This is a genomic window from Rhizobium sp. NZLR1b (genome assembly GCF_019685155.1).
Lineage (GTDB): Bacteria > Pseudomonadota > Alphaproteobacteria > Rhizobiales > Rhizobiaceae > Rhizobium.
On sequence record NZ_JABDWC010000007.1, the window covers coordinates 215,017 to 229,108 of the forward strand.

Consider the following 14,092-nt stretch of genomic DNA (forward strand, 5'->3'; position numbering starts at 1 on the left):
CCCGACCGGACGGCTGGATGTATCTCGAAAAGCTCAATCCCCAGCAGCGCATGGCCGTCGAGCACGGCACGCTCATCGACGGCAGTCATATTGCCGGGCCGCTGCTGGTCATTGCCGGCGCCGGCTCCGGCAAGACGAATACGCTGGCGCATCGGGTCGCCCATCTCATCGTCAAGGGCGCCGATCCGCGCCGCATCCTGCTGATGACTTTCTCCCGCCGGGCCGCCGCCGAGATGATGCGGCGTGTCGAGCGCATCTGCCGCGACGTGCTGGGCTCGAATGCCGGGGTCATGGCCGATGCGCTGTCCTGGTCCGGCACCTTCCACGGCATCGGCGCGCGGCTGTTGCGCGATTATGCCCAACAGATCGGCCTCGATGCCGACTTCACCATCCATGACCGCGAAGACAGCGCCGATCTGATGAACCTGATCCGGCACGATCTCGGTTTCTCAAAAACCGAAAGCCGGTTTCCGACCAAGGGCACCTGCCTTGCCATCTATTCCCGGGCGGTGAATTCGGAAACCGCGCTCGATCAGGTGCTGCGCGACGCCTTTCCCTGGTGCGCGGCCTGGGAGAAACAGCTCCGTGAGCTTTTCGCCTGTTATGTCGAGGCGAAGCAGAGCCAGAACGTGCTCGACTACGACGATCTGCTGCTCTACTGGGCGCAAATGGTCGGCGAGAGCGTGATCGCCGAGGATATCGGCAGCCGCTTCGACCATGTGCTCGTCGACGAATATCAGGACACCAACCGGCTGCAGGCGTCGATCCTGCTGGCGCTGAAGCCCGGCGGCCAGGGGCTGACCGTCGTCGGCGACGATGCCCAGTCGATCTATTCCTTCCGCGCCGCGACGGTGCGCAACATCCTCGATTTTCCCGCCGCCTTCAGCCCGGCCGCCAATATCGTCACCCTCGACCGCAATTACCGCTCGACGCAGCCGATTCTGGCGGCGGCCAACGCCGTCATCGATCTCGCCTCGGAGCGCTTCACCAAGAACCTGTGGACCGAGCGGCAATCATCCGAGCGGCCGCGTCTGGTTTCGGTGCGCGACGAGGCCGACCAGGCGCGTTATGTCGCCGACATGGTGCTCGACAACCGCGAGGAAGGCCTGACGCTGAAACAGCAGGCCGTGCTGTTCCGCGCCTCGCATCACAGCGGGCCGCTGGAGGTCGAGTTGACCCGGCGCAACATTCCCTTCGTCAAGTTCGGCGGGCTGAAGTTTCTCGACAGCGCCCATGTCAAGGACATGCTGGCCGCCCTTCGTTTCGCGCAGAACCCGCGCGACCGGGTGGCGGGCTTTCGGCTGATGCAGATCCTGCCGGGCGTCGGGCCGTCGACGGCGCAGAAGGCGCTCGACCTGATGGCCGAGGATGCGAGCCCGATATCGGCGCTTGCCGCCATGCCGGCGCCGCCGCGCTCCGGCGAGGACTGGACGTCCTTCGTGTCGACGCTGCAGGAGCTGAAATCCGGCAAGGCCGGGTGGCCGGCGGAAATCGGCCTGGCGCGGCAATGGTACGCGCCGCATCTGGAACGGCTGCACGAGGACGCAGCGACCCGGCAGGCCGATCTGCTGCAACTCGAGCAGATCGCCGGCGGTTATGCCTCGCGCGAGCGTTTTCTCACCGAGCTCACTCTCGATCCGCCGGATGCGACCAGCGACCAGGCAGGCGTGCCGCTGCTCGACGAGGACTATCTCATCCTGTCGACCATCCATTCCGCCAAAGGCCAGGAATGGACGAAAGTCTTCATGCTGAATGTCGTCGACGGCTGCATTCCGAGCGATCTCGCCGTCGGCGCCACTGCGGAAATCGAGGAGGAGCGCCGGCTGCTCTATGTGGCAATGACCCGCGCCCGGGATGGTCTCGACCTCGTCGTGCCGCAACGCTTCTTTACCTATGGGCAGAATTCGCAGGGCGACCGGCACGTCTACGCCTCCCGCAGCCGCTTCATTCCGGCAACTCTGCTGCAGTTCTTCGAGGCCTGCAGCTGGCCGCAGGCAAAGTCCGGAGCTGCCGCGCAAGCGCAGGCGCGGCAGGTTCGCATCGATGTCGGCGCCCGCATGCGCGGCATGTGGCGATAACCAGATAATCCATCAAAGCGAAAGCGGCGGCTCGGCCGGTTTCAGGAAGCGCTCGACCGTTGCAGCCCCGACAGCCTCGATACTTGCCGGCGACCATTTCGGATTGCGGTCCTTGTCGATGACGGCGGCGCGGATGCCTTCGAAGAAATCGGGATTATCCAGCATCTGCAGGCAGGCGCCGAGTTCACGGCCGAGGCATTCGGCAAGTGAAGCGCTGCGGCGGCCGGCTCTCAGCAGCGCCAAGGCGAGTTTCAGGCTGGTCGGCGAGCGGGTCATCAGCACCCGGCGGGTCTCGGCGGCGAAGTCGCCCTCCTCCCCGGCAAGTGCTGCCAGGATCTCCTCGACGCTGTCGAAACAGAAGACGCGATCAATCACCGATGCGTTCTGCCTGAGCCGGCTTTCACCTGCAGGCTCCGAAAGCGCCTGCAGCACCGCATCGACATCGCTGGGGGAGCCGGCGCGCGGCAGGACAGACAGCGCATCGATCACCGCGCCGAGCCGCGACGACGCAATCTGAAGGTCGGCAAGGCTGGCGTGGATTGCGTCGGCAGCACCGATATCGAGCCCGGTCAGGCCGAGCCATGTTCCGGCTTCGCCGGGGGCGCGCGGCAGCAGCCAGGTGGCGCCGACATCCGGGACATAGCCAATGCCGGTTTCGGGCATGGCAAGCCGCGTGCGCTCTGTGACGATGCGGTGGCGGCCGTGCGACGACAGGCCGACGCCGCCGCCCATGGTGATGCCGTCCATCAGCGCCACATAGGGTTTGGGGTAGGCGGCGATCTGATGGTTGAGGCGGAATTCCTCGCGCCAGAAGGCGCCCGCGAGACCATCGCCGGCGCGGGCGCTTTCATGCAGGGCGCGGATATCACCGCCGGCGCAGAGGCCGCGTTCACCCTCCCCGCTCATGACGACGCTCGCCACGTCGGCATCCCCGGCAAAACCATCAAGAGCGTCAGTGATCGTCCGGATCATCGGCAGCGTCAGGCTATTTAGCGCCCGCGGCCGGTTGAGCCGGATGATGCCGGCAGTGCCCTGCTGTTCAATGATGACTTCGCCGTCTTGCATGGTTCACCTCCGCTGTCGAAGTCTTTCCTGGTCAGATTGAAGCATTCTGCCCGGGAAAGGCTCGAGACCATGAATAGACGACGATGCAACGTCGCTCCAGTCGATTTAAGATCGGCCGGGGATCGACCGGTCAGGCAGAGAGCGAATTGCGGGCGGAGGCTGCGGCTTCGCACCGGGCGGCATAGTCGATTGCAAGTTCCAGCGGCAGCGGCCGCGAGAAATGATAGCCCTGCGCCAGACGAACGCCCGCCGCCTTCAAGCCCTCGGCGATCGCCTCGCTTTCGACGCCTTCGGCGACGGAGGCAATGCCGAGATTCTGGCAGAGATTGGCGACCGAGCGGGTGATGTTCATGCAACGGGCGTCGCGATCGAAATTCATCACGAAGGCCTTGTCGATCTTCAGCTTGTCGAAGCCGAGACGGTGGATATGGCTGAGGCTGGAATAACCGGTGCCGAAATCATCGAGCGCGATCGAGATGCCGGCAGCCCGCAGCATTGAGATGACCTGGTCGGCGGTGTCGAAATCGGAAAGCAGCGCCGTCTCGGTGATCTCGAATTCGATGCGCCTGGGATCGATGCCGGAGCGGGTGACCATGCCAAGCAGCGCCATCGATGTCTCATGGTCGCAGATATCGCGCGCAGAGAGATTGAAGGAGAGCCGGAGATGGCGTGGAATGATCGCCAGCGCTTCGAGCGCCCTGGCAAAAAGGATGCGTGTTATCCGGCCGATGACCGCCGTGCGCTCGGCAGCGGGAATGAAGGCGTCGGGACTGATGCGGCCGAAGCGGGCGCTGTCCCAGCGGGCAAGCGCCTCGTAGCCGACGACGCGGCCGCTCTTCAGTTCGACGATCGGCTGATATTCGAGTTTCAATTCGCTGGCGAAATCATTCGCCTGCAGCTCGAGCTCGATCAGGTGGCGCTGCGTCAGGATCTTCTCGTGCTCCGCCGAGAAGAATTCGACGCCGCTGCTGCGCTTGCTCTTGACCTGGTAGAGGGCAAAATCGGCTTTCTCGTAGAGATCCTCGGCGGTGTATTTGCCGATCTCGGGATAGACGATACCGCAGGAGCCGAAAACGCGAACTGAGCCATCAGGGATTTCGTAGGGATCGCGAACGGCGGCGCAGAGCGCCTGGCCGAGATCGGCGATCGCCTGGCGTGTCATCGAACAGGGGAAGATGATGCCGAACTCGTCGCCGCCGAGACGGGAGACGATACCCTCTTCGCCGACCAGCGCGGTGAAGCGGCGGGCGGTCTCCTTGAGCACGAGATCGCCGGCGGCATGGCCGAAAACATCGTTGACCGGCTTGAAACCGTCGAGATCGAGAATGCCGAGGACGGGCGGCGCGGACGGATCCTTCTGCAGCCGCTTTTCCAGCGAGAGAAAGAAGCTGCGGCGGTTGGCGAGGCCCGTCAGCTGGTCATGCAGGGCGTTGCGGCTGTTGACGAGGTTCAGCTCCTCGGCTTCCGCCCGCTTCTGCTTCAATTCCTCGGTCAATTGCACTAGGCCGACGAAATTCTGGAAATAGCTGTTGATCACCCTGAGGAAGGGCAGGATCAGGAAGAGGCCGCTGACGGCGGTCGCCACGAAAACCGGATTGCCCGAGAACATGAAGGTCGCCACCATGGCCGAGAAGGTGATGACCGTGGTGAGCGCTGCCGCCATCGGCAGATGCATCAGGCAGAAGATGCAGGAAATGCCGGTGACGACGAGGAAGTAGGCGATCTGGCCCTGTTGGGAAGCATCGCCGTATTGGTAAAGCGCGATCGCCCAGCTGCCGAAAGCGATCGTGAGGATACCGGCGCCCGATATGGTGATCTTCATCAGCCTGTAAGCCCGCTCGGCTGTGACGTTTTCCTTGCCCCTGATCTCCCACCAGCAGAGACGGAAGACACAGACGATGCTCAAGGCGACAGGAATATAGAGCGAGAGCCAGAGCGGCGCGGATTTGAGGTGGGTGATCGCCACCGCAAGGGCGTTGATGACCAGCAGGATATAGAGAATGGGGATCTGAGACGACAGGGCCCGGAACTGCGCCGTCAGAAGCGTCGGATTGTCTTTTTGCAGCTGCAGTGAGGCCAGAAAGTTCTTCATCTTCCCTTTTCCAAGCACCACTCAGAACGAAGCGGCTGCCAGTGCCCGGTGGATGCTGTGCAGGTCGTCGACGTTTCTGTTCGACAGGAAGATTTCCCAGTCGAGCGAACTCTGGACGATGGTTTCGAGCGAATCGTGCCGGGGCCTCCAGTCGAGCACCTGCCGGGCGAGCGAAGCATCGGCGACGACGCTGGCCGAATCGCCGGCGCGCCGCGGCGCCATGTGGATCTTGAAGGAATGTCCGTGCAGGCGCGTGATCATGTTCAGCACGTCGAGCACGGAATAGCCGCTGCCATAACCGCAATTGGCAACGAGCGAGCCCTTGCCCCTGCGCAGATGCTGCAGCGCCTTCAGATGCGCATCGACAAGATCGGTGACATGGATGTAGTCGCGCACGCCGGTGCCGTCATGGGTGGGATAATCGATACCATAGACGCTGACGCTGTCGCGCCTGCCGAGCGCCGCCTCGCAGGCAACCTTGATGAGGTGGGTGGCGCCTGAGGTCGACTGGCCGGCCCGGTGATCAGGATCGGCGCCGGCGACGTTGAAATAACGCAGCGCGACGTAGTTGAAATCATAGGCGGCGGCGGCATCGCGCAGCATGAACTCGGTCATCAGCTTCGATTGGCCGTAAGGATTTTCCGGATTGAGGGAGGCCGTCTCCTTCACCGGAAGGTCGGTCTTTTGCTGACCGTAAACGGCCGCCGTCGAGGAGAAGACGAAGTTTCGGATCCCGGCCTCGACCGAGGCCGAAAGCAGCGCCCGGGTCTTGCCTGAGTTGTTGTCATAATAGGAGAGCGGATCGGCAACCGAGACCGGGACAACGGCGGAACCGGCGAAATGGATGATCGCCTCGATATCGTTTTCGATGAAGATCTTCTTCAATATGTCGGCATCAGCGACGTCGCCGAGATAGAAGCGCGCCGCCGGCGCCACGGCCCAGCGAAAGCCCGTGGAGAGGCGGTCGAGCACGACCACATCTTCACCTGCATCGAGCAGCGCCCAAACCATGTGACTGCCGATATATCCGGCGCCGCCCGTCACCAAAACCGCCATGACCCGCATCCCTGCTTTCGTTTGATAAGCAGGGGCATCAGGCCCGGTTTTTCTTTCCAATTTTCTTATCGAATGGCCGTTCGAGGCCCTTTGAACCGGTATGTTTGGACTTGTGGTTAGAGGCCGATTTCGGGCTTTGTTCAAGTTTTATCGATCGGGCGATTCCGGCACGAAATCGCCCGATCGAGCCGCTTCTCAACGCTTGAGGATATAGTCGCAGAGACGCTCGGCCGCGACCGCCACCTGCGCAGGGTCGCGCAGGAAACAGGCGCGCAGGAAGAGTTCGCCGCCAGCGCCGAACGCGGTGCCGGGGGCAAGGCCGACGCCTGTCTTGTCGACGATATCGATGGCGGCGCTGCGGCTGTCGGCGACGCCGTCGATCTTGAGGAAGGCGTAAAGCGCGCCGTCCGGTTTCAGCGTCTCGACGCGGTTGGTGGCGACAAGCGCGTCGCAGAGAATATCGCGGGAGCGAGCCGCCTTGGCGATATTGGCAGCGACGAAATCGTCGCCTTCATTCAGAGCTGCGACGGCGCCCTTCTGCATGAACTGCGCCACGCCCGATGTCGAATACTGGATGAGGTTTTCGAGCACCTGGCCCATCTCGGGCGGGGCGACGATCCAACCGACGCGCCAGCCGGTCATCGACCAGTTCTTCGAGAAGGAATTGACGAAGAGGATCTTGTCGTCCGGCTCCATCACATCGAGGAAAGAAGGCGCCCGACCGCCGGCAAAATAATAGAGAGCGTAGATTTCATCCGCCATGATCCAGAGATCGTGCCGGCGGGCGAGCGCCAGGATGTCGGCAAGATCCTTCTTCGTCGCCGTCCAGCCCGTGGGGTTCGACGGCGTGTTGACGAAGATGCCCCTGGTCTTCGGCGTGATGGCAGCTTCGACGCGGTTCAGATCGACCGCCCATTTGCCGCCTTCGAACTGCAGCTCGACGCCGACGGAGCGCGCGCCCGAGATTTCGAGGGCGGCAGCGATATTCGGCCAGGCGGGGGTGAAGTAAACCAGTTCGTCATCCGGCGAGGTCAGCGTCTGCACGGCGATCTGGATCGCCTGCATGCCGGAACCGGTGACATAGAAATGCTCGACCGGAAGCCGGATTCCGAAATGTCTGAAGTAATAATCCGAAAGCGCCTGGCGAAGCTCCGGAATGCCGCGCTGCCATGTGTAGAAGGTCTCGCCTGAAGCAAGCGCGGCCATCGCCGCTCTGCTGATGAAATCAGGCGTCGGCAGGTCGCCTTCACCCACCCAGAGCGGCAGCAGGCCTTCGCGGCCACGGGCATAGTTGACGACTTCGACGATCCCGCTTTCGGGCGCCGCTATGGCGCGCGGGCTGAGGCTCTTCACGATCGACATGCATATCTCCGGTTTCCGCCTTCATAGTGGATTTGCGTCGGCAAATCCCATGATATCCAGTGATGGAATATCGATTTTCGTGATGAATGGTCGGGCCGCGCCGGCGTGGTGAAGCACGCCAGGAGATCCACGCTCGCCCTTCATCCGCCTGCCGGCCCCTGCTCCCGGTAAACGGAGCGAAGGGGGTGTGCCGCGACCTCTCCGTTCCTCGGTAAGCTCTCGCAGGGCACGTCCCCTCTCCCCGTTTTTTACGGGGGTCCGAAGGACGGGTCGAGACCAGCGGCTCGACCCCCGGTTGGGCTAGGGTGAGGGGCAGCCTTCAGCCACGATCAGGCCGTCGGGCGCTTGGCGAGGAGATCGCGGATTTCGGTCAGCAGCTGGACGTCGGCGGGCGGCGGGGGCAGCTCTTCCGGTGCGGCCTTTTCCTGGCGCTCGACCTGCAGGCGCAGATAATTCACGCCCCTGACCATCAGGAAGATGATCCAGGCGAGAATGAGGAAGTTGATCAGAACGGTGAGGAAGCTGCCATAGGCAAAGACCGCCCCTTGCGCGCGGGCGGCGGCAAGCGTCGGCGCGTTGACGGCCGACGCAAGTGGCAGAAAGTAATTCGAGAAATCGAAGCCGCCGAAAATGGCGCCGACAATCGGCATGATCAGGTCGTCGACCAAGGATTTGACGATGCCGCCGAAGGCGCCGCCGATGATGACGCCGACTGCAAGATCCATGACATTGCCGCGGGCGATAAAGGCCTTGAAGTCGTTGAGCATCGGATCCGTCCCCCTTCGATCCATTTCAGAGAGTATACGATGGATTTTATTAGCTACATCTTCACTGCAATTAATCAATCGGCAATCGCAATTATTTGGCGATACCTCTGGCGGTCTTTGACTTAAGGCCTAGACGGGCAGGAATTTTCAAAGCACCTGAAATGACTTAAGCTGCTCCAAGTTGCGGGAGGTCCCGGCGGGTTTTCCGCCGGCGGAGGGTCAATGCTTCCAGGCTGGGTCATATTCGCGTCTGCCTTCGGCTATCTGCTCCTGCTTTTCGCCGTGGCAAGCTATGGCGACCGCAAGAAGCGCGGCCAGGGCGGGCTCGAAGGCGGATGGCCGGTGGTCTATGCGCTGAGCCTGGCGATCTACTGCACCTCCTGGACCTATTTCGGCAGCGTCGGGCTTGCGGCGCAGCGCGGCCTGGAATTTGCCGGCATCTATATCGGCCCGATCCTGGTCTTCACGCTCGCCATGCCGCTGCTTCGCCGGATCATCGAGCTCGCCAAGGCCGAGAAGCTCACCTCGGTTGCCGATTTCGTCGCCGCGCGCTACGGCAAAAACCCGACGGTCGCAACGATCGTCGCGCTGATCTCGCTGATCGGCACCATTCCTTATATCGCGCTACAGCTCAAGGCGATCTCCAGCACCGTTAGCGCCATGGTCAACCCGTCCGATTACGGCATCGGCAGCGGCAATCTCTACTTCCTGGACCTGCCGCTCATCGCGACGCTGGTGCTTGCCTGCTTCGCCATCATGTTCGGCACGCGGCATACGGATGCGACGGAACACCAGGACGGCCTGATCCTCGCAGTCTCGATGGAATCCGTGGTCAAGCTCGTCGCCTTCCTGACCGCCGGCGTCTGCGTCATCTGGTTTCTCTTCGATGGCCCGACCGATCTCTGGCAGAAGACTGTCGACAACGAGCTGGTCATGTCGGCGCTCAACTACCATACGCCGATCAGCCGCTGGATCACGCTGATCCTCCTCTCGGCCTTCGCGATCATCCTGCTGCCGCGGCAATTCCACGTGACGGTCGTCGAAAACCGAACGCCGAAACAGCTGAAACTCGCCGGCTTCCTGTTTCCCACCTACCTCATCGCCATCAATCTCTTCGTGTTGCCGGTGGCGATCGGCGGACTGCTGACCTTCGGCGGCGCGGGCAACGCCGATTTCTACATGCTGTCGCTGCCGCTTGCCGGTGAGATGCCTGTGGTGTCGCTGATCACCTTCATCGGCGGCTTCTCCGCCGCAACGGCGATGGTCATCGTCGATTCCGTGGCGCTGTCGATCATGGTGTCGAACGATATCATCATGCCGATCTTCCTGAGGCGCAAACTCGCCGGCCGCGCCAGCCAGCGCGACAATTTCGCCAAGACGCTGCTCAACATCCGCCGCAGCGCGATTTTCGCCGTGCTGCTGTTCGGCTACGCCTATTACCGCTCGACCGACAGCACCGCCGGCCTGGCCTCGATCGGCCTTCTTTCCTTTGCCGCGATCGCGCAAATCGCCCCTGCCCTCATCGGCGGGCTGATCTGGCGGCGGGCGAATGCGCGCGGCGCGATCCTCGGGCTTTCCTCCGGCTTCATCATCTGGATCTACCTGCTGTTCCTGCCATCGCTCGGCGGTCCCGATTATTCCTATGTGGCGAGCGCCGTGCTCGGCTTTATCTTTCCCGGGACGACATTGTTCAGCGCAGCCGACGCCGATCCGCTGGTCAATGCAACGGCGATGAGCCTGCTCGTCAACACCGCCTTCTTCGTCGTCGGCTCGCTCACCCGCAATGCCCGGCCGCTAGAACGCATCCAGGCCGGCATCTTCGTCAAGCGGCATTCGCGCTCGCAATTTGCCACGCGCGGCTGGAAGACCCGCATCAGCGTCGGCGATCTCAAAGCGGCGATCTCGCGCTATCTCGGCGAAGAGCGCATGCAGCGCTCATTGACGACTTACGAACAAAGCTCCGGCCGCAAGCTAGGGGACGAACAGCCGGCCGACATGGCGCTCATCCATTTCAGCGAGCAGCTGCTCGGCAGCGCCATCGGCTCGTCCTCGGCCCGGCTGGTGCTGTCGTTGATCCTGCAGAAGATCGAGGATGCCTCTTCCGACACCGCCTGGCTGCTCGACCAGGCAAGCGAGGCGCTGCAATATAACCAGGATATGCTGCAGACCGCCCTTTCGCAGATGGATCAAGGCATTGCGGTGTTCGACAGTTCCAACCGGCTGACGATCTGGAACCGGCGCTTCCGGCAATTGCTGGACCTGCCGGAAAGTGCCGGCCAGGTCGGTTTTCCCCTCGCCGACATTGTCACCACGCTGAGTGAGCGCGGCGACATCGCGCCCGGCGATCTCAATCAGACGGTACGGCATTTCCTGACACTGGACAAACCCTTCGCACTGGTGCTCAGCGGCGGCGAGCGGATCATCGAGGTCCGCTCCAACGCCATGCCCGACAAGGGCATTGTCGCGACCTTCACCGACATCACCCAGCGCGTCAGCGCTGACCAGGCGCTGAAACAGGCGAATGAGACGCTGGAGCAGCGCGTCGCCGAACGCACCGCCGAGTTGACCCGCGTCAACCACGAACTCGCCGAGGCGCGCGCCGCCGCCGACGAGGCGAATATCGGCAAGACCCGTTTTTTCGCCGCTGCCGGCCACGATATTCTGCAGCCGCTGAACGCCGCCAGGCTTTATTCCTCGGCGCTGGTCGAGCGCATGGCGCAATCAGACAACAGCCCGATCGTGCGCAACATCGATTCCGCGCTGGAATCGGTCGAAACCATTCTTGGCGCCGTGCTCGATATATCCAGGCTCGATACCGGCGCCATGCGGCCGCGGCTTGCCGCCGTGGCACTTTCCGACCTGTTGGAGCGGATCGAGACCGATTTCGCGCCGATTGCCCGCGAGAAACAGCTGAAGCTGGTGGTCATGCCGACATCGCTTCGGGTGCGCTCCGACCCCAATCTTCTGCGCCGGCTGGTGCAGAACCTCGTTTCCAATGCCATCAAATACACGAACACGGGCAAGGTGCTGGTCGGAGCGCGGCGGCGCGGCAACCACGTGATCATTCAGGTAATCGATTCCGGAATCGGCATTCCGCCGTCGAAATTCCGCACGGTGTTCAAGGAATTCGCCCGGCTGGACGAAGGCGCCAAAACCGCCTCCGGCCTCGGGCTCGGTCTTTCGATCGTCGACCGCATCGCCCGCGTGCTCAACCATCCGGTCGAACTGCACTCGACGCATGGCAAGGGCACGGAATTCCGCATCTCCATGCCGCTCGACATTTCGCGCCCCGCGGAGGCTACAGCGGCAACCACTGCTGCCGACCGTCCGGGACAGCCGCTCAAGGGGCTGAAGATCCTCTGCATCGATAACGAACCAAAGATTCTCGAAGGTATGCGGCTGCTGCTCAACGGCTGGGGCTGCGAGGTGGAGGCGCTGGATAGTCTCGCCGAGGTGATATCGAGCGACGGCCATGGCGGGCCGCCGGATCTCGTCATCGCCGATTATCATCTCGACGACGGCACCGGGATTGCCGCAATCCTGCATCTTCGCCGGCAGTTCGGCGCCGACATTCCTGCGCTGATGATTACGGCCGACCGCACGCCGGAGGTGCGCAGCGAGGCCGAGAAATACGACATCGCCGTTCAGCACAAACCGGTGCGGCCGGCAGCACTGCGCGCCTATATTACCCAGATTTCCGGCTTGAAGCGCGCGGCCGCGGAGTAAGAGTCAGTCCGCAGCGTCCATGACGCGCGCGATGAGATCACGGACCCGCGCCGCATCCGGCACGTCTCCGAACAGGATGCGGTACATGATCGGCGCCACGACCTGATCCATGACGCGGTCGAGATCCGGAAAGACCTCACCACGAGCCTTCGCCCTTTCGGCGATGACGACGATCTGCTGGCGGGTATATTCGCAGCATTTGCAGGCATTTGCGCCCGTTTGCGCCGCCAGCACGTCGCGGATCATCTCGCGGCCCGGCCCGGACGACATTTCCTCGGCATATTGCTCGGCCCAGGCTTCGAGGTCCGCCTTACCGCTGCCGGCATCGACCGGCTGCATATCCGGCCGCAGCCGCTCGACGGCAACGTCGGCAAGAAGCGCCTGCAGGTCACCCCAACGGCGATAGATGGTCGACGGCGTCACACCCGCCTTGGCAGCGATCAGCGGGATCGTCACCTCAGCGCGGATCATCTCGGCCAACAGCTCATGGACCGCCTTGTGAACCGATGCCTGAACCCGCGCGCTTCTGCCGCCCGGACGGAGATTCTCTTTTACCGCCATGCCTGCAATCCAACTTTCGTTTCTTTGTTTTATGCATGTCGTTATCCCGGAACCGCTGCACACTTCCGGGCGACAGGCATACCATGGTTCAAAATCTTTGACAGAACCATGAACGCAAAGAATTTGCCTTTACCATGCATTCGCCCTACATGGAGCTAACGCAACGGCTTAGCTTTAAGGGGGCTTATATATGGTCGCCGCAGCCAAATCCACCGGGAATGCGCAGAGGCCCTCGATCGGTTTTCATGCGCTGACACTCGCCACCTTCTTCGGCGCCTCCGCGGCGCCGACGCCGCTCTATCGGATCTATCAGCAGAATTTCTCGCTCTCGCCTGTGCTGATCACGGTGGTCTTCGCGATCTACGCATTCGCGCTGCTGGCGGCGCTTTTGACCGCCGGTTCGATCTCCGACCATCTCGGCCGCAAGCCGGTGATCTTTTTCGCCCTCGTGCTCGAAATCATCGCCATGGCGCTCTTCGTCGTCGCCAACGGGCCCGGCTGGCTGATCGCGGCGCGGATCGTCCAGGGTATTGCAACCGGGATCGCCGGCGCCTCGATCGGCGCGGCGCTCGTCGATGTCGACCGGGCAAAGGGGCAAATCGTCAATTCGATCGCGCCGCTTTGCGGCATGGCGGTGGGGGCGGTCGGCACCAGCGCCTTGATCCAATACGGCCCCTTCCCGATGCATCTCACCTATGCGCTGTTGCTCCTTGCCTTCACGCTGCTGGCAGCGGGCATCTGGTTGACGCACGAGACCGGCGGCACGCGGCCGGGCGCGCTCGGTTCGCTGATCCCCAGGGTCGCCATTCCCCAGCAGGTGAAACGGCCACTGTCGCTGGTGACGCCGATCAACATCGCCAACTGGACGCTCGCCGGCTTCTATCTCTCGCTGGTCCCGTCGCTGGTCGCCAGCACCACCGGTAGCGGCGCGCCGCTGACCGGCGGGGCCGTCGTGACTGCGCTGATGGCGAGCGGGGCGAGCGCCGTCTATCTCAGACGCAGCAAGTCGGCCTCGGCCAATCTCGGTTTCGGCGTGTCGGCCAAAACGCTCGGTATTTTGACGGTCGTTGCCGGCGTGCATCTCGCCAATGTGCCGCTGCTTCTCATCGGCACGGTCTTCACCGGCGCCGGTTTCGGAACCAATTTCCTCGGTTCGATCGGCACCATCATGCCGCTCGCCAAGGCGGATGAGCGGGCCGGGCTTTTGTCTGCCTTCTATATCCAGAGCTATCTCGCCTTCAGCCTGCCGGCGATCCTTGCCGGGTTCCTGGCGAAATCGGCCGGATATGCGCTGACGACGGATATCTATGCGACGGCCATCCTGTTGCTGATGGGCGTCGGACTACTGGGGCTTCGCGCCGGCCGTCGGAAGGCGGCCGCGTGAG

The 14,092-nt window shown here is 62.8% G+C and carries 9 protein-coding genes; 3 read left to right on the forward strand and 6 right to left on the reverse strand.

Going from position 1 to position 14,092, the window contains the following annotated elements:
- Positions 1 to 17 precede the first annotated feature (17 nt).
- The gene (locus HJB84_RS13235; RefSeq protein ID WP_207582860.1) at positions 18 to 2,078 is read left to right on the forward strand and encodes an ATP-dependent helicase; all 2,061 of its coding nucleotides are present in this window, start codon (positions 18 to 20) and stop codon (positions 2,076 to 2,078) included.
- Between the two features lie 12 nt (positions 2,079 to 2,090).
- Here the strand turns inward: HJB84_RS13235 and HJB84_RS13240 are convergent, their stop codons facing one another.
- From HJB84_RS13240 to mscL, 5 genes are all read right to left on the reverse strand, one after another.
- Complete coding sequence (locus tag HJB84_RS13240; protein ID WP_207582859.1) at positions 2,091 to 3,143, reverse strand: enoyl-CoA hydratase/isomerase family protein; 1,053 nt, start codon at positions 3,141 to 3,143, stop codon at positions 2,091 to 2,093.
- Positions 3,144 to 3,273: 130 nt separating this feature from the next.
- Complete coding sequence (locus HJB84_RS13245; RefSeq protein WP_207582858.1) at positions 3,274 to 5,235, reverse strand: bifunctional diguanylate cyclase/phosphodiesterase; 1,962 nt, start codon at positions 5,233 to 5,235, stop codon at positions 3,274 to 3,276.
- 21 nt (positions 5,236 to 5,256) lie between these two features.
- Positions 5,257 to 6,291: a UDP-glucose 4-epimerase GalE gene (gene galE / locus HJB84_RS13250; RefSeq protein WP_207582857.1), complete on the reverse strand. Its 1,035-nt coding sequence runs from the start codon at positions 6,289 to 6,291 to the stop codon at positions 5,257 to 5,259.
- Between the two features lie 195 nt (positions 6,292 to 6,486).
- Positions 6,487 to 7,653, reverse strand: coding sequence for a pyridoxal phosphate-dependent aminotransferase (locus HJB84_RS13255; RefSeq protein ID WP_207582856.1), 1,167 nt, complete (start codon positions 7,651 to 7,653; stop codon positions 6,487 to 6,489).
- 329 nt (positions 7,654 to 7,982) lie between these two features.
- Complete coding sequence (gene mscL / locus HJB84_RS13260) at positions 7,983 to 8,420, reverse strand: large conductance mechanosensitive channel protein MscL (protein WP_207582855.1); 438 nt, start codon at positions 8,418 to 8,420, stop codon at positions 7,983 to 7,985.
- A gap of 222 nt (positions 8,421 to 8,642) precedes the next feature.
- Here mscL and HJB84_RS13265 point away from each other — a divergent pair, with 222 nt between their 5' ends.
- The gene (locus tag HJB84_RS13265) at positions 8,643 to 12,146 is read left to right on the forward strand and encodes a hybrid sensor histidine kinase/response regulator (protein ID WP_207582854.1); all 3,504 of its coding nucleotides are present in this window, start codon (positions 8,643 to 8,645) and stop codon (positions 12,144 to 12,146) included.
- A 3-nt stretch (positions 12,147 to 12,149) separates the two neighbouring features.
- On the opposite strand, the gene HJB84_RS13270 is transcribed toward HJB84_RS13265, so the two are convergent.
- On the reverse strand, positions 12,150 to 12,707 hold the full coding sequence (locus HJB84_RS13270) for a TetR/AcrR family transcriptional regulator (RefSeq protein WP_207582853.1): 558 nt from the start codon (positions 12,705 to 12,707) through the stop codon (positions 12,150 to 12,152).
- A gap of 190 nt (positions 12,708 to 12,897) precedes the next feature.
- Between HJB84_RS13270 and HJB84_RS13275 the strand changes: the two genes are divergently transcribed.
- Entirely contained in the window at positions 12,898 to 14,091 is a 1,194-nt protein-coding gene (locus HJB84_RS13275) for an MFS transporter (protein WP_207582852.1), read from the forward strand.
- Position 14,092: the final 1 nt, after the last annotated feature.